The sequence below is a fragment of the Porphyromonas sp. KLE 1280 genome (assembly GCF_000700805.1).
Lineage (GTDB): Bacteria > Bacteroidota > Bacteroidia > Bacteroidales > Porphyromonadaceae > Porphyromonas > Porphyromonas pasteri.
Map to the genome: position 1 here is coordinate 291,459 of NZ_KL362962.1, position 20,445 is coordinate 311,903.

At 53.1% G+C, this 20,445-nt stretch carries 14 protein-coding genes and 2 tRNA genes; 10 read left to right on the plus strand and 6 right to left on the minus strand.

The genetic code is table 11. The features are described 5' to 3' along the window. Nucleotides 1-5: 5 nt before the first annotated feature. On the minus strand, nucleotides 6-2,342 hold the full coding sequence (locus HMPREF1121_RS01145; protein WP_052353540.1) for a CRISPR-associated helicase/endonuclease Cas3: 2,337 nt from the start codon (nucleotides 2,340-2,342) through the stop codon (nucleotides 6-8). A gap of 852 nt (nucleotides 2,343-3,194) precedes the next feature. Here HMPREF1121_RS01145 and HMPREF1121_RS01150 point away from each other — a divergent pair. Together HMPREF1121_RS01150 and HMPREF1121_RS01155 are read left to right on the plus strand one after the other, a co-directional pair. Beyond that, complete coding sequence (locus HMPREF1121_RS01150; protein WP_044114300.1) at nucleotides 3,195-4,313, plus strand: AAA family ATPase; 1,119 nt, start codon at nucleotides 3,195-3,197, stop codon at nucleotides 4,311-4,313. Nucleotides 4,314-4,351: 38 nt separating this feature from the next. Further along, nucleotides 4,352-5,017, plus strand: coding sequence for an outer membrane beta-barrel protein (locus HMPREF1121_RS01155; RefSeq protein WP_044114301.1), 666 nt, complete (start codon nucleotides 4,352-4,354; stop codon nucleotides 5,015-5,017). A 95-nt stretch (nucleotides 5,018-5,112) separates the two neighbouring features. Here HMPREF1121_RS01155 and HMPREF1121_RS01160 read toward each other — a convergent pair whose 3' ends face one another. The 3 genes from HMPREF1121_RS01160 to HMPREF1121_RS01170 form a co-directional block, all read right to left on the minus strand. Beyond that, nucleotides 5,113-6,798 (minus strand): PAS domain-containing protein, encoded by a 1,686-nt coding sequence (locus HMPREF1121_RS01160; RefSeq protein WP_044114302.1) that lies wholly within the window; start codon nucleotides 6,796-6,798, stop codon nucleotides 5,113-5,115. A gap of 14 nt (nucleotides 6,799-6,812) precedes the next feature. Continuing rightward, a complete protein-coding gene (locus tag HMPREF1121_RS01165) occupies nucleotides 6,813-7,094 on the minus strand; it encodes a cupin domain-containing protein (protein WP_009751902.1) in 282 nt (93 codons plus the stop codon). Between the two features lie 250 nt (nucleotides 7,095-7,344). Then, nucleotides 7,345-8,271 carry a DUF3078 domain-containing protein gene (locus HMPREF1121_RS01170; protein ID WP_044114303.1) on the minus strand — a complete coding sequence of 309 codons (927 nt, stop codon included), beginning with the start codon at nucleotides 8,269-8,271 and terminating at the stop codon, nucleotides 7,345-7,347. Nucleotides 8,272-9,474: 1,203 nt separating this feature from the next. Between HMPREF1121_RS01170 and HMPREF1121_RS01175 the strand changes: the two genes are divergently transcribed. The 8 genes from HMPREF1121_RS01175 (at nucleotide 9,475) to HMPREF1121_RS01210 (ending at nucleotide 18,124) form a co-directional block, all read left to right on the plus strand. Then, the gene (locus HMPREF1121_RS01175) at nucleotides 9,475-11,433 is read left to right on the plus strand and encodes a helix-hairpin-helix domain-containing protein (RefSeq protein ID WP_198019150.1); all 1,959 of its coding nucleotides are present in this window, start codon (nucleotides 9,475-9,477) and stop codon (nucleotides 11,431-11,433) included. 121 nt (nucleotides 11,434-11,554) lie between these two features. Beyond that, nucleotides 11,555-11,628, plus strand: a tRNA-Ile gene (locus HMPREF1121_RS01180). Nucleotides 11,629-11,715: 87 nt separating this feature from the next. After that, complete coding sequence (locus HMPREF1121_RS08590) at nucleotides 11,716-13,011, plus strand: S24 family peptidase (RefSeq protein ID WP_052353542.1); 1,296 nt, start codon at nucleotides 11,716-11,718, stop codon at nucleotides 13,009-13,011. Nucleotides 13,012-13,212: 201 nt separating this feature from the next. Further along, entirely contained in the window at nucleotides 13,213-13,749 is a 537-nt protein-coding gene (locus HMPREF1121_RS01190) for a phosphoribosyltransferase (protein ID WP_044114305.1), read from the plus strand. Between the two features lie 19 nt (nucleotides 13,750-13,768). Then, complete coding sequence (locus HMPREF1121_RS01195; protein ID WP_044114306.1) at nucleotides 13,769-14,341, plus strand: adenylate kinase; 573 nt, start codon at nucleotides 13,769-13,771, stop codon at nucleotides 14,339-14,341. Between the two features lie 163 nt (nucleotides 14,342-14,504). After that, nucleotides 14,505-15,704 (plus strand): GTPase ObgE, encoded by a 1,200-nt coding sequence (gene obgE / locus HMPREF1121_RS01200; RefSeq protein ID WP_044114307.1) that lies wholly within the window; start codon nucleotides 14,505-14,507, stop codon nucleotides 15,702-15,704. A 203-nt stretch (nucleotides 15,705-15,907) separates the two neighbouring features. Further along, nucleotides 15,908-15,981: transfer RNA gene (locus tag HMPREF1121_RS01205), tRNA-Thr, on the plus strand. Between the two features lie 100 nt (nucleotides 15,982-16,081). Then, entirely contained in the window at nucleotides 16,082-18,124 is a 2,043-nt protein-coding gene (locus HMPREF1121_RS01210) for a family 20 glycosylhydrolase (RefSeq protein WP_044114308.1), read from the plus strand. 322 nt (nucleotides 18,125-18,446) lie between these two features. On the opposite strand, the gene HMPREF1121_RS01215 is transcribed toward HMPREF1121_RS01210, so the two are convergent. After that, nucleotides 18,447-19,214 carry an HAD family hydrolase gene (locus HMPREF1121_RS01215; RefSeq protein WP_044114705.1) on the minus strand — a complete coding sequence of 256 codons (768 nt, stop codon included), beginning with the start codon at nucleotides 19,212-19,214 and terminating at the stop codon, nucleotides 18,447-18,449. Continuing rightward, nucleotides 19,201-20,403 (minus strand): dicarboxylate/amino acid:cation symporter, encoded by a 1,203-nt coding sequence (locus tag HMPREF1121_RS01220; RefSeq protein ID WP_044114309.1) that lies wholly within the window; start codon nucleotides 20,401-20,403, stop codon nucleotides 19,201-19,203. The genes HMPREF1121_RS01215 and HMPREF1121_RS01220 overlap by 14 nt, the downstream gene beginning before the upstream one ends. Nucleotides 20,404-20,445 lie beyond the last annotated feature (42 nt).

Below are 20,445 nucleotides of genomic sequence, written 5' to 3' on the forward strand. Positions count from 1 at the left end.
TTCGTTTAGCCGAAGAGAGGCTCGTCGAGGAGGGGATTCGTCGTGCAGACACCGAGAGCCTCATCGTAGCCTTGGGGCGCAAGTACTAGGATGCTCTTTCCCGTCTCTCTATCAACTACGATCTCGGAAAGAAGACGAGCCTCCTCGAGCTCCTCATATCTCCACTTAGAGATCGCTACATAGTACTGCTGGAGCTCCCTCATCGCCCTGTGGTTGAGGTAGAGGGTATGCTTCTGAAGCCCCTCTATGAGCTCCTTCCCCTTGCCATAAGGGACGAAGAGGTCACGATCTACATTATCTATGAGCTGGAAGTCTTTGGAGGCCTGCTCAAAGTCAAATCGCCAGCGCTTAGCCTCTTCTACATCATAAAGGCTCTCCGCAATAGCTTTGGTGTCAAAGCTCCCTATAGAGGAGTAGTAGCGCAGGTAGTACGCTTCGATGAGCTCCAGAGGTATGCTGGATCGGGTATGCTCCTTGTCGTTGTCTAGCAGGAAGCGTGTCGCATTCTGCCCTTGGGCTATAGCACCGAAGGCTTTACCACCGTCACTTAGGGAGAAGACGTAGACTTTCCCAGGAGCAGGTTGCTCCCCTTCTCTATTGCAGCGCCCGCCTGCCTGGACGATCGAGTCAAGACCACTTATAGCACGATAGACGATGGGGAGGTCAATGTCTACCCCGGCCTCTATCAGCTGGGTGCTGATGACGATCGTGGGGATCTTTGCCTTCAGGCGATGGCGTATCTCTGCGATGCGCTCCTTTAGATGAGCTGAGCACATATTGCGAGACAGATGGATGATATCTTGTGCCTCCTTCCCCTCCTCAAGCAAAGCTTGGTAGAGCTGTGAGGCATCTCGGCGGGAATTGACAATACAGAGGGCAGAGTCGTGCTGAGATAGCTCTTCGGCCAGCTCCTTCGTCGTGTACTCCTTCTCCTCAAGGTGGTAGATGACTCGGTCGAATACCTTGAAGAGCTCGGGATCTTCGGGGACGATTGGCTGAATAGCATCGCTGAGCTGGTGGAAGTCATTTACTTTCTTGAAGGAGCTAGTATGATCCTTGTCGAAGGGAGGAAGTGTAGCCGAGCAGAAGAGGAGCTGCGTCCCGTAGATCCGCCTTAGATCCTCAAGGAGGCGAAGCATAGGATGGAGGAATTCGGTCGGGAACATCTGTACCTCATCGAAGACCACAACAGAGTTCGCTATGCTGTGCACCTTTCTACTCCGTGATACCTTGTGAGAGAAGAGGCTCTCGAAGAACTGTACGTTTGTCGTCACGATGATAGGAGCGTCCCAGTTCTCGGCTAGTAGGCGAGTGCGCTCGTAGCGCTCTGCCTCTTGGGCGGCTTCATCTCTGGAGAAGGAGATATCGGAGTGATGCTCCAGTACATTCTCTTCCCCGAAGATCTCTCGGAAGATACCTGCGGTCTGGGTGATGATCGAGGTATAGGGGATGACGTAGATGATGCGCTGAGCCTTGTGATTAAGAGCTGTCTCCAGTGCCCAAGCCATTGAGGAAAGCGTCTTCCCGCCGCCTGTGGGGAGGAAGAGCGAATAATAGCCTTTCGGACAGGTGCGCCCATGTGCTCGGCATCGGTTGAGGAAGAGTCTACGAGCCTGGTTGATCTTACCCTCAGTTGAGAAGCCCTCTATGTGCTTCGTCAGCCGACCCCTCAAGATCTTAAGGGGGGCATATCCGCTGGTAGCCTTATGACGGCGCTCTTTTCGCTCTTCATCCATAAAGGCTTCGGTATCGAGGAAGTCAGCATCTACGAGGCAGGAGAAGAGCAGTCGGATCAAGGCTTGAGCTTGCTCTGTCGCACCTACTTGCTTAGCAAGTTCTTTAAGAAAAGTCTCAGTGGACTCAGCATACTCTGAGAACCAGGTTTGGACCTCGGATCTAAGACCAGAGAGGACTTTTGCAGTCTTCTCACAGCGGCCCTTGCAGTCTATTTCCTCAAGTTTATTCCGTAGCTCTGCATAGTCATATAATCCTCGGTGGTGTCCGCTGATGGCATAGGCTAGGAGCTGGGAGGTACGGGGTAGCTTCTTGAGCTGAAGCTTCTTAGAGAGCTCGTACATCAGACTGGTGGCTAGAAGTGCTCCCGCTGCACTATGTGGAGCTTTGGCTGTAGTCTCTCCACGGATGTAGCTCTGGAAGGCCGGCTGAGCCTTCCCCACATCGTGCAATCTGCCGAGGAGGTCACCTATAGGGATGAGTTGCTTCAGCCCAGCTTCAGTCAGATTACGGCGGATCTGAAGAGCAACACCTTCTACGTGATCATATAAAGATTGTTCTTCTCCCCCTTCTGTGCGGTGGGCTATGATGGTGGTGGTGTGTAGCATGGTTTTGCTGTGCCTATTAGAAGTTTTATAGGTGTAGGCTTGTTCTTTATGTCAAAGGTAACAATAAATAGCTTTAGATATTGTGCTTTCCCTCTCTTCCCGGTAACTTTCAAGGTGTGAGTGGTTAATGCTTAATATAGCTTCTTAATCATATTCTTCCTTTTGAGTATTATCAAAAGAGAACTGCTTAGCTACCTGGGGACTGAAGCTGTAGGCGGATAGTGTCAAAGTAATAGTCGTTGGCCCGCAAACTAGTAGCTATTCCGTGTATGAACGAATAGTTGTTCGTACGCGATACGAACAGTCATTTGAGTCCGAAACCTATAATTATTCGTGTGCAGATCTGTAGTTATTTACGAATTCATCAAAGAATTTTGTGTCGTGCTGGTAGATGTTGTCTCAGTATGCCCTTAGTTTTTTTGATGATGAGGTCCTACATCTCTATCATCCTATCTCTCCTTAGGAGTATGCCTCGTTTTACTTTCCAATAGATTTGCTCTCTATCTATACGGCTAGTGCTGACTGATGGCTGAGTGGCTCTTACTCAACACCACTCGCCGCTACCGCTTCCCCTTAGATCAGCAATGCTTACATATCCTTACGGGAAGGCTAAGTTGCGTGGAGAGTTTGGTATTATCCCCTGCCAGAAAAGATAGACAATAAGATGTTTAGTTATTTTAAAGTAATTTTGCCCGCATACTATATGTATTCATCAGGGGAGAGCTTGAGTGGTGTATACACAGGCCTCTCTCTGAAACCATATTGAGAGAAGGAATAAGATCAGTGGATTATCTGCACCGCACGCATAGTGCGCTACTAAGGCAAGGCAAGCCCACGCTACAGCGGGCTCTAATGAATGAGATCAATTGGGAGGATCGGATCATCGGTATCCGTGGCTCCCGTGGTGTGGGGAAGACAACCTTCCTCCTTGACTATGCCCGTCGTCACTATGCACCCGATAGTCCTGATTGCCTCTACATCAATCTCAATCAGTTCAGCTTCACTACCATCCGCCTGGTGGACTTTGTTGGTGACTTCATCAGACAAGGCGGTCGTCGGCTTTTACTTGATCAAGTCTTCAAGTATCCGAGCTGGATGGAGGAGTTCAAGGAATGCTATCATCGGTATCCCGAACTACATATTGTCTTCACAGCCTCTGCTGTAATGAACCTCGAGGAGGAAGATCCTGAGTTGGCTTCGATCGCTTCGATCTATCACCTCGCAGGATTCTCTCTGCGTGAATTCATTCAGCTGGATAACGGGATTAGTCTCCCCACACTGGAGCTGCAAGATATCATGGAGCATACGAGTGAGGTCGTAGGAGACATCTTCTCCTCGGTTAATCCCGGGCTATGGATGGATCGTTACCTTGAGTATGGCTATTATCCCTTCCACTTGGAGCCGCGACTGTACTCGGAGAACCTGCTGAAGACGCTGAATATGACGCTTGAGGTTGACCTCCTCTTCATTAAGCAACTCGAGCAGCGCCTCCTGCACAAGCTCCGTAAGCTGATCTATATCTTGGCGCAGCGTCCTCCCCTGCAGATGCTCAATATCTCCCAGCTGGCTCTCGAGATCGAGACCTCAAGAAGTACGATCGTGAACTACCTACGCTATCTCTCTGATGCACGTGTCGCACGACCGATCTACCGAGCAGAAGATACCGAGATGGGTAAGCCTGCCATCGTCTATCTGGGTAATCCTAACCTCTATCACGTCTTGGGTCAAGAGGCTTGCGATCGCTCAGAACTCCTGCGTACCTTTGTCTTCAATCAGCTGAGCAAGGGGCATCAGGCGCGTATCTCTTCACGCTCCTCACTAGCTCTCTTTGAGGTTGATGGGCACTATCCCCTCCAGATCGAGGAGGAGCTTGCGGGTCGCTATCGTAGTGACCGCTACTATGTCCTTGAGCGTGGTGACCTCTCCCGAGAGAAGGCGATCCCCGTCTGGCTCTTCGGCTTCCTCTACTAATAGTCTATAGAATATCCCAACTATAAATACAGACAACAATGAAACTCTTTAAGAATCTCCTCCTCGGCACAGGCCTCGCCCTCGCTGCCGGTACGGCTCTCTCTGCTCAGGAGCTCGGACAGCTCCACTATCGTGCTGAAGCAGGTCTTGCGATCTCGCGTATCTCAGCCCTCGGCGTCCACCACAATGGTGACACGGGTAAGCATCTCACCAGCTTCCGTGCTGGGGGGAGCCTCGTGATGCCTTTCGACAACACGATCTTCTCCTTCACTCCTGGGCTCTATGTCGTAGGTCGTGGTGAGAAGCAGGGGACGATCCTTGATGATGGTCTGAATCAGAAGAAGCTTTCTTCCATCCAGACCTATTCACTCCAGCTCCCGCTGGATCTCTCCTTCCGTCTGGCTACGATTGCAGAGAAGCACCGCATCTTCCTCAACGCAGGCCCTTACTTCGCTTACGGTCTGTCGGCTAAGCTTTCGGGAGAGAACATCGATAAGGATCTCTATAAGGAGAATGCCTTCAAGCGCTTTGAGTTCGGTGTAGGTGCTAACCTCATGTATCAGTACAACCGCGTCTACCTTCGTGGTGGCATCGATGCAAGCCTTACGGGCATTACGAAGAAGAGCCTGGGTGCACCTTACTACGTGAGCCTCAAGACCCCTCGCTATGTCACCAGCTACATTACCCTCGGGTACGAGTTCTAAGACTCACTGGAGATAACAAAAACTAAGTGACACGCCCCATGAGCAGAGCTGCTCATGGGGCGTGTCATTTTATCTAGTTGGGAAATGTAGGCGTGCTACTTATGCTCAGCGATACGCTTCTTGATGGCATCAATGAGGCTCTGCAGATCCATGCCACTACGCTCACTCATCATGCCGACCGTTGCCTTAGGGATCATGATGCGTGCCAAGGGGGAGGAGAGCATCTTGAAGGCTGGGTTGATCTCGGCAAGAGCACCCTTCAGCCAAGGGTGATGCTCGAGGAGGTCCTTGAGGCGGGTAGAGGCTGTGATCTCTACATCAGCACTATGACCCGAGCAGCCACAGCTCTCTGTCTTTTCCTCGGCAGCTGCTGAGGCTACTTCGGGTGCTGCAGGAGCGTGACTGCTTCCCTTCATGCAGGAGCAGGATACATATTCGCTCTCTTCCTCTACTGCAGGGGCGGGAGCCGTAGGAGTAGCTTCTGCGGGCTTGTCATCCCCATGCTTGGAGGCAGCCTTGTTGCTCTTGTCCCATGAGAGGAGCGTACGTGAGCCTTCGAGGCTACGGATACGTGTGCAGTCCTGCATCATCTCGAGGACGCCACGGAAGCGCCCTTCCTCATCGCGTACGGCGACGTAGTAGATATAGATGAAGAGGCCAGGCTTGTTGATCCAGAAGTCTACTTCATTCTGCTCTCCACGGCGGAACTTCTCGATGATCTCCTCGACGAGGTGTACGCTGGTGCGTGGGTGGCAGTTCTTTACATCACGACCGATGACGTTCTTACTACGGGGGAAGACGCGGTGATCGGTGTCGGTGTAGAAGCGCACGATCTCGTTCTCATCTACATAGGAGAAGTCTACAGGCATATGCTTATAGACGAGGTTGATCTGCTCAAGGGTCATCTGACCCGTAGCTACCTCGAGAAGCGCACCAGGTGTGCTCCCTCCGCCGAAGCCATATTTACCGAGTAGGCCGGCAAGTTCGTTGGCAAAGCCTGCAGCAGCTGTAGCGGGTACGGCTTCCTTCGGAGTATCAGCCTTAGGTGCTTCTTTGCCGACACGTATCCATGCGAAGCCAATCTCACGGTCACCTGACTTCATCTCCTCAAACTCTGCAGGGCGGATCATCGCCAGCGAAGTGGGGTAGAGTACTGTCTCTTCCTTCTGCATCAGGTCAAGTACGTCAGCTACGACTGTGGGCTGCATAGCGATGAACTCATCGTCCTTATCCTCCTCGAGGAGACGGCGGGCATCGCGGATCTCATCGCGGATGAAGTCGTCGAGGAGCCACATCGTCGTCGTGGGGCGGTCGAAGCCCTTGCGCTCAAGGATCGAATAGAGCTGATTCTGCTTGCGCGAGAGGTGAAGGCGGAACTTATGTAGCTCATCATATAGCTCGAGCCACTGATTTTTGATGACAGGGTACTGGGCAAGCTCTTCGACCTGCTTCAGCAGACGGCGCATCTCATCATTCTCACGCAGATAGCACATGATGGGATGGTCATCGGGCAGATCGGGGCGACTGCGGTCGAGTACATCTTGGAAGAGCTCCATCATCTGCTGGATATCTTCCTTGCGACATTCGTCTTCGTCGAAGGTCTTCAGCTCCTGCTCTGCCAAGGCGATCTCGTAGGGACGCAGTGTCTTGACGCGCTCACGGAGTATGGCTCGCGCTTCGTCGAGCGTGAGCTTACCATCGAGATATCGCTCCTTGGTATCGAGCACGATCTGGAGCTTCTCCATATCGATCTCGGGCAGGTTATTGCGCATATTCTCCATACGGCGAGGGAAGCTTAGAGGTTGATGAGGTAGACGAAGAATTCGCTGTCGACGAGGGCTTCGATGCCGATGAAGGCTTCACCGTCGAAGTGCAGCAGGGTGCCTGGGCTTAGCGTATGCTCTTCGCTATTGTTGAGGGTTGCCTTGACTTGGCCCTTAACGACGCTGAAGAAGATATCTTGCCCCTGGTGATCGTGTGGTGCGATCTTCTTGCCTTGGGGAAGGTTGACGTGTACGACCATGAGCTTGTCATTGTTGATGACTTGGCCAAACTCCTTGATTTCCGTTCCGATCATAATGCTACTATGTGGTGATATGTGTGATGATCTATCGGGCAGGATGAAGGGTAATCATCATTTTCACCCTGCTTCCATAGAGAAAGTATCCTGCTTTATCTTTCATTCGCAAAGAAAACAAATATATCTGGCTTTTCGTTCATCCATTGATAATTAGTCTGTACTCGGGCACCTAGATATAGCAAGGGCTACTCCATATACTGGTGATATGGGGTAGCCCTTGGCTATATAGGATGTTGTAGGCTATGCCTTAGAAGCTGTAGGCAAGACCGAGCCCGAGTACTTCACGGAACTGGACCTTGGCCCCGCGCTGGTTGCCAGCAGCATCGACCGTCTTGATATCGTCGTCGTAGACGAGGTTCGTGGTCAGTGTCGTGGTGAGGAACTTATTGATCTTGAAGGCGATCATCATATCCCAGTTCACGTCGATGTTACCGAAGTTCTCGTTGTAAGGCGTGAAGAGTGTGAGCTTCGTGACCAGGTTGATGTTCTCAGCGAGCTTACGCTTGTAGTTAGCTACAGCAAGAGCACCGACTTCTGCGAGCGTCTTCTTCCCGGGCTTAACTCCGAAGGCACCCGCTGCAGAGAGACGGTTGTCAAGGACGAAGGTCATCTTCCCCGTGATAGGAGAGAGCAGGAGGGAGAAGTCTTCGTTGGGCTTGTAGTCAGCACCGATAGCGAGCGTCAGATAGCCAGGGGCGAGGAGGGTAGAGATGTACTTATCCTTGTTCCCTGGGATATTGGGGTTCGTGTCAGAGTCGTACCCACGAGCGAACTGCGTGAGGAAGTCTCCGAGAGCAGAAATGCTCCAGTGCTTGGAGATGTTGTGACCGACCTTGGTGCTGAAGTTCAGCTTATCGACGCTCTTGAGCCACTTATTGGAGGTCGTGAAGGTCTTACCGAAGTCCGTGATCAGGGCATTGTCCCAGCTCCAGTTTCCCTTCTTGTAGTTAGCCGAAGCATTGAGGTAAAGGTTCCAAGCTACGGAGTTCTCACCACCTGCAGCCCAGTTGGTGAGTGATGTCTGAGCAAGGTTAAGACCCGATACACCAGAGAACTTCCAAGCTGGTGCTGGAGCTGGTACTTCGGGGGCTTCAGTGGGGATAGAGTCCGTCTGCGCTGCGACCTGCCCCACGGAGAGGGCGATGAGCGAGAAGGCGATAAAGAGTTTCTTCATTGTCTGTATTTATAACTATGCTTGTGTGGAATTACCTTAGTCTAAAGGCCTGCAAAATTACACATTTTTATATAAAGTGTGCTTGTGATCCAGAGAAGGTGCGGATCTACCCTGTCAAAATCAAGGGAAATATTGGAGCTATATTGAGGTCGTATCTACCAGTGCCAAGCGGATCCTTCGATAAAATTGCCCTGTGGAGACTATTGCCGAGACTCCTGTCCCCTATTTAGAGTGCTAAGGCATCGCAACGCCCTGCTCCCCGATATGCTCCTCCGAAGAGATACACAAGCCCTTCGCCTTATCGCGAGTATTCCTCTTATCCTGCAGAGGGAAAAGCATCGTTCTCGTGAAGAAAAAAGCGTCTTCACGTAGTGGTTTTCCTCTGTCTATGTACGTAGTCTTAAAGACCAGGCACGCAAATCCAAATATCCACGTACGTAGATATTAGAGCCACGTACGTAGCCCAAATTTACCTGCCACTCGTCCACAACTTTTATCCATACGCGGAGCAACAACCTAATAGAGGTCACTTCACAAAGCTATATAGGAATCAGTCCATAGCTATATAGCTTCCTTCGCCATCCTATATAGCTCTACCCACGCACCCATATACCTATATGTGGGACCATTGAGCAAGTCCATCTCTTCATTACTCGTACCTTCTTGAAGTTACTCTTGCTGTATGCCACTCTACTGCATAGCGGTTCTCAGATGATGTTATGGAAGCCTATTCGTAAACTACTATTGGTCTGAGGGCGAATGACTAGTGCTGTATCCTTGTCCCCCTCTCACTACTCTCCACCGCTTCTGGGGAAATGCTTTGTATCTCTTTGAGATGTTAGGGGAGAAGTGAGAGATCAATCACAGTTCCCTCGGCACTTTGTATTTGCTTTCTTCTCCTGCTGGAGCTCTTTCCTATCCTAATTGAGACGAGGAAGCTCACCTTAGTCTCTCGTTCCCGATGTGCCGAAAATTAGGTGCTTCATATCGCTACTACAAGCATTCGGTTACCCTGCTATTATACGGCTGGTTAACAGAGATAAAAAGTATCTGTGCGTTGGGGCTGTTTTTGAACCAGTACAGGTTGCTTTCCCCTCCTCTATCGGAAGGATTATCTTGCCTCAAGAGACTGTGCTACACTTTCAGTACCTTTACAAGAAGAGTGCCCCACACAAGCACCCTAATATCACCACCATGAGCGCAATGAATCCTCATGTCATAACCCCCTTTATAAGGAGTAGTGTAGCCCTGCTCCTCTTGGGGTTAAGTGCACTACTCAGCTCACTCCAAGCTCAGACGCCTACGGATAGCCTCCGCTCGGATGGGGGCTGGGAGGCTTTTATCGAGAGTCAGCTGCAGGTGGGCTTGCTTACCGAAGAAGAGGCGCACGAAGCGGCAGCTCTCTATGACGAGCTGAGGCGAGCCCCGCTGGACATTAATTCCGTCCGAGAGGAGGAGCTACGTCGGCTCCCGATGCTCTCGGACTATCAGATCTATCAGTTCGTCCGCTATCGTACCGATCATCAGGCTTTTCATGAACTCTCAGAGCTGAAGTTGGTGCCAGGCTGGAGTCTCTCGCTCATCGCCCTGCTACGCCCCGTCATGGTCTGTCGCCCCATAGCCGAGGAGCGCCCCTTGCTGGGAAATACGTTAGAAGCCACCCACGAGGCTCGTATCTTTTATGGTAAGCGTAGTAGCACTGACTTTGCTTCGAAGAAGCCACTTCTCGGTTCGGAGGATGCATTACGGCTAAGCTATAGCTATGCTACGCCCCATAGCCTGAGTCTCTTCATCGCGGGGGAGAAGGACTATGGCGAGCCTTGGCGACGGGGGGCGCACCGAGGATTTGATGCCTATAGCCTACATGCCCAGCTGGAGCATCGCGCGCTGATCCTTGTCTTGGGTGACTACCGCGTGGCACGTGGTAGTGGGTTGATCCTCTCGCAAGGAGCTTTCCCGCTGAGCTTCCTCTCACTGACCCCACGCCAGGGTACGGGTGTGCGTCCTGTGCGGAGTATGACTGAGAGCGACTTCTCCCGCGGGGCAGCTGGTATGCTTCGCGTGGGAAGCTACCGCTTGGGACTCTTCGCCTCTCATCGTCGTATAGACGCACACCGCTCTGACGAGGGCTTTCTTACTGCGCTCTCGGAGACGGGACTGCATACGACAGAGGTGGCTTGGGCGGCACGTCGGCAAGCCTTGACCCGTCTCTATGGAGGATGGATCGAATATCGTGTACCCGATCTTGAGCTATCACTACAGGGTGTGTATCAAGATTGGCAAGGAGATCGACTAAGACACCCACCAGGGAGCCAAGGTGATGCGACGCTGGAAGGCTTGCAGAGCTATGCTGCCTGGAGCTTCTCCTACCGCTATCTGGCACTCCGAGGGCACCTGCGCCTTAGTGGTGAGGCGGCCTATACCTCTCGCTCAGCGTGGGCTTTCATCCAGCATCTCTCTTATCTCCAAGGACGTTGGGCGGATCTTCGCCTCTCCCTCTGGCATATCGGGGCGCATTACTGGACCTATTATGGGCGGGCTGGCACGCATGCACTCCGTCCGCATAGTGAGGATGGAGGGCGCCTACAGATACAGCTTACTCCCTTCAGTAGCTTAGGATCTACCCTCCTTTATCTCGATGCCTACCGATCTGACTCGCAGAGGTCGGGAGATAATGTAGCACGTTCGACTGTGAGCTATGGCCTGATGACCAGTTTCCAGATAGAGCGTGAGGCAAGTCTAAGGCTACACTATCGGGGGCGAAAGGATAGCCATCGCTTCAAGCTCGAGGGGGCGTATGATCTTGGCGCTTGGCAACCTCGTCTTGCCCTCCTCTATGCCCGTGGAGCCGCATCTTCGGGCTGGGCTGTGCAGGGACGCTTACGATGGGCTCCTTCCGAACGGCTACAGCTGGATCTTTTAGCAGATGCCTTCAATGCTTCCAGCTGGGATAGCCGGCTCTATACGCTGACGCCGATGCTACGAGGTGAGTATGGTGCGACTTTATTATATGGTAAGGGGGCTGTGCTCGGAGGGCGGGTGCGCTATCGTCTGAGTTCGCATTGGCAGATTGAGGGGCGTGTACAGCATGAGCATCAGCAGCGTGATGTGCGCCCGACGAAGATACTCTTCGCCCTCTCCCTGCGCTATCGAGGATGGTAAAGGGCGCTGTAGATACGCGTCTCTTGGGTGGTTTGATTTGGCTAATAGGGCGATTATCTCTACCTTTGCAGGGCAAAAGTACATAGTACTCAGCCGAGTAAGATGAGAGTTTTCTCTCACTGGTCCTATAGCTCAGTCGGTTAGAGCACCTGACTCATAATCAGGGAGTCCTTGGTTCAAGCCCAAGTGGGACCACACGGTATAAGTTAGTAAAATACAGCGGGTTCGAAGCTCTTTCGTAGGGCAGATAGCCCGCTGATTTTCATTCTCTCCCTCCTTATTATGAAATCTAAGATAGGCTGCAATCCTGCTGTTGCCGAACGCTTCCAAGAACTTTTTAACTACCTGCGAAGTAAGGCTCTTGTGCATAAACAAAAAGATCTTGCGAAGCTCATTGGTGCTACTGAGGCTAATGTATCAAGGTTATTGAGTGGTGATGATAGATATACAACGAAATCTATGATTACTCGAATCAACCATGCTTCTGGGTATCCCTTCAATGAGGATTATCTACTTCGTGGTGAGGGGACATTGCTTCAAGGCGGAGTTTCCACCTCAAAGAACTTTAATGGTATGGATGATATAGGGCGAAGAATCTCCACTCTCATGGATTATATTGTTGGTGATGAACACGGTCGAAATAAGCGTTTCGCTGATAAAGTAGGTGTTACGGAATTTGTCGTGTCTAACTGGATTAGGCGTAATCCGGGGATTAACGTTATACGGAGAATTAAGGAAGCAATCCCAGAAGTTAGTATGCCGTGGCTTCTCTCGGGGGAGGGAGATATGTTGGTTGAAACCGGCTCGATATCTCCATTGCGTGAGGCGTATGAGTTTCTGCGGAGTATGGGGATTGTACGCACTCAAACGGATGTCGCTGTAAAGACGGGGTATAATAAATCGGCTGTTTCCCATGCTCTTCATGGGACAGAGGGCTATGTGACAAATCGCTTTGTCGCCACCTTCAATCAAGCTTTTGGTGGGCTATTTAATGAGGCATATCTACTCCGTGGTGAGGGGACTCTATTAAGTAATCCTGAGTCAAGTGTTTCTGAGAGGGAGTTGAGAGAAGCCTGTGAAGAGGAGCCGAGTGCCTTGGGATCACGCACTCTTCTACATCTTCCAGTTATCCCTACTACGCTGGAGGCTGGCATTGGGAGAGGTATTCTCTATGAGAGGGACGATACGCAGGATTTGGAGGATGTATATGCAGCTTATGCATCAATGCCCGTATCCCTTGATCGGGAGACCTCGCATCGCTATCAGCTATTCTGTGTACGTGACGATAGCATGATGGATGGTACACGCCACTCGCTCTGTATCGGTGATATCCTGCTTTGTCGTGAGGTCCTCCGCGAAGATTGGACGCACGGTCTGATTGGTCGCTATCCGAATGTGGTGGTAGTCACAGAGGAGGGGGTCCTACTTAGACGGCTTACTAAGCATGATCGGAAGCAGGAGACGATCTCTTTGCATTCCCTTAATCGCGGGGATGAAGATCGCATCATAGCACTTCAGGATGTCAAGGCTTTCTTCTATGTAGAGCGTCTTATTGAGCGGCACCTGTCGACGTGGTAGTTGTAACTCCCTGCCGACTTATAAGGATGGAGATACTATATATTATATCAGGTAGAGCGGGCTAAGTCGATGCATAATCGCTTGGCTCGCTTTGCCTATATGAGGACCCCTGCATCGGTGTGCGTGCGCTACGTCTGATATAATAATGCTAACTTTGTGGCTTCTTAATAAGCAAACCGTAGAGTTAAGTAACATCCGTCAATGAGAGAAATAGTACTCAAGGGGCTTACCTTCGTGCCCTATATTGATGCCAAGACCATAGGCCAGGCAGTCAAGAAGCTCGGGGAACGCCTGAAAGCTGACTTTAAAGATCGTGACCCGCTCTTTGTCTGCATCATGAATGGCTCATTTATGTTTGCCTCCGAGCTTATGTACGCTATCGACGAAGACTTCGAGGTTGCCTTTGCTCGCTATAGCAGCTACCAGGGGACCAAGAGTACCTTTGAGCTCAAGGAAGTGATGCCTGTGACGCAGTCCCTCGAGGGGCGTGTCGTCGTCATCGTCGAGGACCTCATCGACACGGTCTTCACTATGTACAATCTACAGAAGCACTTCTATAGCCTGGGCGCTAAGGAAGTCCACATCGCTGCGATGCTCTCCAAGCCCGAGGCCTTGAAGTGTGACGTCCACACGGACTACGTAGCGATGGAGATCGAGAATAAGTTCATCCTCGGTCATGGGCTCGACTACGATGACTACGGCCGCATGTTCAGAGATATTTATCAACTAAAAGACTAATCATACTTTAGAGACAACGATGCTTAATTTAGTGATCTTCGGAGCACCAGGCTCTGGCAAGGGAACACAGAGTGAAGTCCTTATCGAACAGTTCGGGTTCGATCACATTTCCACCGGCGACCTCCTGCGCGCAGAGATCAAGCAGGGTAGTGAGCTGGGGAAGTCTGCCAAGAGCTATATCGACGCCGGTCAGCTTGTCCCCGACAGCCTGATCATCGGCATGATCGAGAAGGTACTCCAGGAGCGCCAGCCCAAGAAGGGGCTTATCCTCGACGGGTTCCCCCGCACTGTAGCTCAGGCCGAAGCGCTGGATGCGCTCTACGCCAAGCACGGGACTGCTGTACATGCTGTCCTGGATCTTCAGGTCGCCGAAGACGAACTCATCCAGCGCCTGCTGAAGCGCGGTGAAGAGAGCGGCCGTAGCGATGACAACCTCGAGACCATCCAGAAGCGTCTCGGTGTCTATCATGCTCAGACGGCTCCTATCGCTGAGCACTACGCTAAGAAGGGAGTGCACCACGCCATCGAAGGTAGCGGCGCTATCGCTGATATCACGGCACGCATCGCTAAGGTCGTCAACGCCTTGAACTAAGGACAAGACCACCAGCATGTAGCCCAGCCTCATTGGTTGGAGGACAAGGCATAGTGCCTGGAGCGTGGCGCTTCTCACCCACGGGTGAATCGGCTGACCAGACTTCAGACACGTGCCTTTCCTTATTTTTGTACCACATTAATCCTAGAAGATGAGAGCCACTATGGCAGAATCAAACTTTGTAGACTACGTCAAGATCTACTGTCGCTCAGGTAAGGGCGGCCGAGGCTCTACGCACTTCCGTAGAGAGAAGTACATCCCCAAGGGCGGCCCTGACGGTGGGGATGGCGGTCGTGGTGGTGACATCTATATCCGCGCCAATGAGAACTATTGGACCCTCCTCCACCTACGCTATCAGCGCCACGTCATCGCAACAAGCGGGGGCGGTGGTGGTAGAAACCGCTCCACGGGCTGTGATGGTGAGGACCAGATCATCGAGGTACCCGTAGGTACCGCCGTCTACGATGCCCTCACAGGGGAATTCATCATGGACCTCAACCGCCACGGGCAGCAGGAGCTTCTCGTCAAGGGCGGTCGTGGCGGTAAGGGGAACACCTTCTTCAAGACACCGACCAACCAAGCTCCACGCTATGCCCAGCCTGGTGAGCCTGCTCAGGAGCGCACCGTCATCCTCCAGCTCAAGATGCTCGCCGATGTCGGCCTCGTTGGCCTTCCTAATGCAGGGAAGTCCACGCTCCTCTCCGTCATCACCGCTGCTAAGCCGAAGATCGCGAACTATCCCTTCACGACGCTGGAGCCTAACCTCGGTATGGTGCGCTATCGTGATGACCGCTCCTTCGTCATGGCGGATATCCCTGGTATCATCGAGGGTGCTGCAGAAGGGCGTGGCTTAGGCTTGCGCTTCCTTCGTCACATTGAGCGCAACGCTCTGCTTCTCTTCATGATCCCAGCCGATACGGAGAATATCGCCGCCGAGTATCGTCTCCTCCTCAGCGAGCTGGTCAAGTACAATGCTGAGCTCACGGAGAAGCGCAAGGTACTCTGCATCACCAAGTGCGACTTGATCGATGAAGAGATCCAAGGCTGGATCGTTGATGAGCTACACAAGGAGCTACCCGCAGAGCTTCCTATCTGCTTCATCTCTGCGGCTGCTCACCAAGGACTCACCGAGCTGAAGGACCTCCTATGGCAGGAGCTTAATCGTGAGACGAAGCACCGCACCGAGTCCATCATCCAGCAGTCTATCGACGTCACAAGCCTCACCTTCGATGATGATGACGATCTCCCCAGCTTCGATGAAGAAGACGAAGACTTCGATGAAGAATGGGATGACGAAGATGGCGACCTGGAGTTCGATTGGGACGATGTAGAGATCGAAGCTGACGATGCTACCGAGGAATAGATAGCCGTCGTCGACACCTAATTACATGCTATGATGGGCGTCTCTGGGGGCATTCCCAGAGGCGCCCTCTTGCATTTTCGGATATTTATACTACTTTTGCACTGGGTAAGTCCTATACGACCAGCTCCCTTTGACTCCCCCAGGGCTTGATCGCAGCAAGGGTATTAGGTTGTAGCGGTGCGATATAGATCGCTTACCCACCTGCCTCTTTAGCTCAGTTGGCCAGAGCACGTGATTTGTAATCTCGGGGTCGTTGGTTCGAATCCGACAAGAGGCTCAAAGAAAGAAAAGGGGATGTGCCAATCGACACATCCCCTTTTCTATTGCCTTTTAATATGAGATGATGATATCTCTATCTGCATAGAATTAATCCGCCTATGACAAGCAAGCATTACATACTATTATTAAGTGGCTGCCTACTCCTCAGTGCAAGTGCCGAGGCGTCGGTAGACAAGCTCCTTCCTCGCCCCCAGCACCTGGAGATGCACGCAGGGAAGTGCAATACGAGCCGTCTTAAGCCCGAGGGGCTGTATCAACAGGACGAGCTGAAGGAAATACTTCAGCGGAACGGCTGTACCATCGATTCGCGTAGCCCCATCGTGGTGCGCACCTCGATCGTGCCCTCGCTTCCCAAGGTTTATTTCAATAAGGAGGAAGCCTATCGCCTTCGCATCGGATCGGATGGTATCTACGTGGATGCACTCGAGCGTATCGGCTTGTATCGTGGCTTACAGACCTTAGAGCAGCTCCTCATTTCGGCAGAGAAGAAGGGCGAGCTGGAGGCGTGCGATATCATCGACTGGCCTTCCTTCCGCATGCGAGGCCTTATGCACGATCTCGGCCGCGCCTTTATCCCTATGGAAGAGCTGAAGAAGCAGGTACGTCTCTTGGCGCAATACAAGGTCAATACGCTGCACCTGCACCTCACCGAGCATCAAGCGTGGCGACTGCAGAGCAAGCGCTATCCTCAGCTGACGGAGGCACGCCACACGACACGTATGCCAGGGAAGTTCTACACCCTCTCGGAGCTACAGGATCTGGCACGCCTGTGCAAGGAGCTACGTATCACACTCATCCCCGAGATCGATATGCCGGGGCACAGCTCCGCTTTCTCGCGAGCCATGGGCTTTGATATGCAGACGCCCGAAGGTAAGCGCGCCCTCAAGGACATCCTTACGGAGCTGGCCGAGAGTCTTGATGTGCCTTACATTCACTTGGGTACGGATGAGACGGACTTCACGGATAAGCTCTTCGTCCCCGAGATGGTCGAGCACGTTCGTTCGCTTGGAAAGAAGGCTATCGCGTGGAATCCCGGCTGGTCCTTCAAGAGTAAGGAAGTCGACCTCCTCCACCTATGGAGCTCAAAGGGACGTATCGTGTACGGTACGCCTGCTATCGATAGTCGCTACCATTACCTCAATCACTACGATCTCTTCGCCGATATCCAAATGCTCTATAGCAGCAAGATCCTCGGCGTCACGGCGAGCAATACGAACGTGATGGGGGCGATACTCGCTGTATGGAATGACCGCTATGTGGAGTCTCCCCGCACTATCATGCTGGAGAGTGCCGTCTACCCCAATATGCTTGCTCTGGCTGAGCGCGCTTGGCTTGGGGGCGGTGCGGGCTACTTCAATGCTCCGACCGCAGCGCTTTCTCCCGAAGCGAGCCCCGAGACGCGAGAGGCGTTCGTAGACTTCGAGCGCAGACTCCTGTGGCATAAGGATCGCGTCTTCGCTAGCGAGCCCTTCCCCTACGTGGCGCAGAGCCATGCCCAGTGGTATATCAGCCCCGTCTATCCCAACGGTGGTGACCTGGCTGCCTCGTACCTACCCGAAGAGCAGTACCTCAAGCAGATGAAGGCGCACCAGTATGCACCGCCTACCGAGGTGGGTGGAGAAGCCTATCCCTACCAGCGTACCAGCGGTGGCTCGGGAGTCTATCTCCGTCACGTGTGGGGGGATATTTGCTACGGCCTCGTCCCCAATGCATCGGAGAATAGCACCGTCTACGCTACGGCTTGGGTGCACAGCGATGCCGCCACGACGGCAGGCCTGATCTTCGAGACGCAGAATTATAGCCGTTCGGAGGCGGACGTAGCTCCCCAGCAAGGCACGTGGGACTATAAGGGCAGCCGTCTGTGGGTCAATGGAGAAGCTATCGCGCCTCCCCGCTGGCAGAATGCTGTCGGGCAGCGCAACATTGATCTTCCCCTTGCCAACGAGAACGCGGCTTCGCGCCTGCCCCTACAGATCCAGCTGCAGAAGGGCTGGAATCAAATTCTGATTAAGCTACCGATTGGGCGCTTCACGCTCTCCGAGATTAGGCTGAATAAGTGGATGTTCGCCGCGGCGATCACCACGCCCGACGGCGGCAAGGCTTTGCCGAACCTACAATACGCCAAGCCCAGCCTCAAGTAGGCGCTTCGGCTTCGGCTCATTTAGCACAAGAGGGTGCAAGGGAAGGATACTTCCTTTGCACCCTCTTTTCTTTTGATAATCAAGGGGATGAGATCTCCGTATATATGGCTGGAAACTTCCGTATATACGCAGGAGAATTTTCGTATATACAAAAATAAATTTCCGCATATGCGAAAAAATATTTCTGCATATACGGAAATTTATCGCTGTGCGCACAGCGCTTTTTCGCCTTGTCTTCGGAGGAAAAGGGCGGGGGCTTGGGCGCCTTAGCGAGGGGGGAAGAGTGAGGGATGATCCTTCCTCCTCTTACCTCCCAGCGAGGCTATACGGGGAGCGTCCAGTGAGCGCGTAGGATGGGCAGCGCTTCGGAGAGCTCTTGCATCGAGTCGAAGACAAGGTGAGCGCCTTCGTCTGTAAGAGCGCTGTCAGGGAGCAAGCCGGTATTCACCGCGATGGTGAAGATGCCAGCAGCGACGGCCGCCCGCACCCCCATGGGGGCGTTCTCCACGACGAAGGCTTCGGCAGCGCTTACTCCAGCCTTCTCCAAGCCCATGAGGTAGGGTTCGGGGTCGGGCTTACCACGGCGCACGTCCTTGCCCGTGACCATAAGCTCTTCGGAGAAGACCTTGGGGAAGGCTTCATCCAGCCGCCCTAAGAGCGAGGCTTGCGAAGAGCCTGTGACGACAAGGCGCTCCACGTCGGAGAGCTGGGCGAGTACTAGCTCGACACCAGGGAGTGTCTTACCCGAATTGTACTCGTTGAAGAGCTGTGTCTTGCGCTCATACAGCCACTTCGTCTCCTCGGGGGAGGCGTCGCGGCCGAGAGTACGCTGGTAGAGTAGCTTGATCGTGTAGCCACCCGTCTGGCCTTCGAACCAATAGACATCCTCTTGGCTCATCTGCAGGCCTACCTCGTGAGCGGCTTGCACCCACGAACGGCAGTGCGCGGGCATCGAGTCGAAGAGCACGCCATCCATGTCGAAGAGCGCAGCGGAGAGAGTAGGGAAGGGCGCGCTGAGGCCTTGCTCGGTGCGGTAGGTGCGGAGTGCCTTGAGGACTCCTTCGGTGCATGTAGCCTTATCCTCTGTCACGTACTTCACCTCCTTCCTGAGCTGGTCTGGTCTTATGCCCTAAGAGCTTATCGACGACGAGGGCTATGGCGCCATCGCCGGTAACATTACATGCGGTGCCGAAGCTATCCATTGTGATATAAAGTGAGATCATCAGCGCCTGCTCCTCGACCGTGAAGCCTAAGATGGACTGGAGGATGGCCAGCGCCGCCATGATAGCGCCGCCAGGCACGCCAGGAGCTGCTACCATCGTCACCCCAAGCAGGAGGATGAAGTGTGTGAACATACCTAAGTCATACGTCCCGCCGCGCATCAGGATAAGGGCAAGAGCGCAGGAGACGATCTTCAGCGTACTGCCCGCGAGGTGGATCGTAGCGCAGAGAGGTATGGTGAAGGAAGCCACCCCGTCGCTGACGCCATTCTTCTTCGCTTGGGCAAGCGTCACGGGGATCGTCGCTGCCGACGAAGCCGTACCCAGTGCCGTGAAGTAAGCGGGAAGCATATTGATGAGCAGACGGATAGGGTTCTTCCCCTGCACCAGCCCTGTGATAGTGAACTGTAGGAGCAGTAGGAAGATGTGGAGCACGAAGATCACTCCGATGATCTTGATGAAGACCATGAGTACGCCGACGACCTTGCCACTGCTGGCCATCTCCATGAATATCCCGAGGATATAGAGTGGGAGGAGCGGGATGATGACCTTTTCGATGACGCCCGAGACGATATCCTTGACATCGATGATCACGTTCTTGAGCGCCGTAGACTCCAGATGTGCCACGCCAAGGCCAAGGACGAAGGCCAAGATAAGCGCCGTCATGACGCCCATTACGGGAGGCATTGCGATGGTGAAGTAGGGCGTAAGAGCTTCGGGACCCGCTTGTAGCTGGTCTACCTGCCCCGCATCGATGAGCTGCGGGAAGATGGCATTCCCCGTGAAGTAAGCCAGATAGCCCGAGAAGACCGTAGAGCCATAAGCGATCGCTACGGTCAGCAGGAGCATCTTCCCCGCGCTATGGCCGATGCTCCCGATCGCTTCGGCTACGAGAGCGACGATGATAAGCGGGATGGCGAAGTCGAGGAACTGCGAGAAGATCGCATTGAAGGTCAGGAAGAGTCGCGTCACCCCATCAGGCACGATGAGCCCGAGGCCGATACCGAGGGCGATCGCTATGATGATGCGAGGGAGCAAACTGAGGCGTAGAGCTTTCATTCGCTGAAAAGAGATAAGGGTTAGTGTAGTTAGTTAGCTTAT

What these genes read in the sequence shown, in the direction of transcription:
- HMPREF1121_RS01165 (WP_009751902.1), bottom strand. Translation starts at nt 7,094, where the DNA reads ATGATCGGAACGGAAATCAAGGAGTTTGGCCAAGTCATCAACAATGAC.
- HMPREF1121_RS01175 (WP_198019150.1), top strand. Translation starts at nt 9,475, where the DNA reads ATGAATCCTCATGTCATAACCCCCTTTATAAGGAGTAGTGTAGCCCTG.
- HMPREF1121_RS01195 (WP_044114306.1), top strand. Translation starts at nt 13,769, where the DNA reads ATGCTTAATTTAGTGATCTTCGGAGCACCAGGCTCTGGCAAGGGAACA.
- HMPREF1121_RS01145 (WP_052353540.1), bottom strand. Translation starts at nt 2,342, where the DNA reads ATGCTACACACCACCACCATCATAGCCCACCGCACAGAAGGGGGAGAA.
- HMPREF1121_RS01190 (WP_044114305.1), top strand. Translation starts at nt 13,213, where the DNA reads ATGAGAGAAATAGTACTCAAGGGGCTTACCTTCGTGCCCTATATTGAT.
- HMPREF1121_RS01220 (WP_044114309.1), bottom strand. Translation starts at nt 20,403, where the DNA reads ATGAAAGCTCTACGCCTCAGTTTGCTCCCTCGCATCATCATAGCGATC.
- HMPREF1121_RS08590 (WP_052353542.1), top strand. Translation starts at nt 11,716, where the DNA reads ATGAAATCTAAGATAGGCTGCAATCCTGCTGTTGCCGAACGCTTCCAA.
- HMPREF1121_RS01155 (WP_044114301.1), top strand. Translation starts at nt 4,352, where the DNA reads ATGAAACTCTTTAAGAATCTCCTCCTCGGCACAGGCCTCGCCCTCGCT.
- HMPREF1121_RS01160 (WP_044114302.1), bottom strand. Translation starts at nt 6,798, where the DNA reads ATGGAGAATATGCGCAATAACCTGCCCGAGATCGATATGGAGAAGCTC.
- HMPREF1121_RS01150 (WP_044114300.1), top strand. Translation starts at nt 3,195, where the DNA reads ATGAATGAGATCAATTGGGAGGATCGGATCATCGGTATCCGTGGCTCC.
- obgE (WP_044114307.1), top strand. Translation starts at nt 14,505, where the DNA reads ATGGCAGAATCAAACTTTGTAGACTACGTCAAGATCTACTGTCGCTCA.
- HMPREF1121_RS01210 (WP_044114308.1), top strand. Translation starts at nt 16,082, where the DNA reads ATGACAAGCAAGCATTACATACTATTATTAAGTGGCTGCCTACTCCTC.
- HMPREF1121_RS01170 (WP_044114303.1), bottom strand. Translation starts at nt 8,271, where the DNA reads ATGAAGAAACTCTTTATCGCCTTCTCGCTCATCGCCCTCTCCGTGGGG.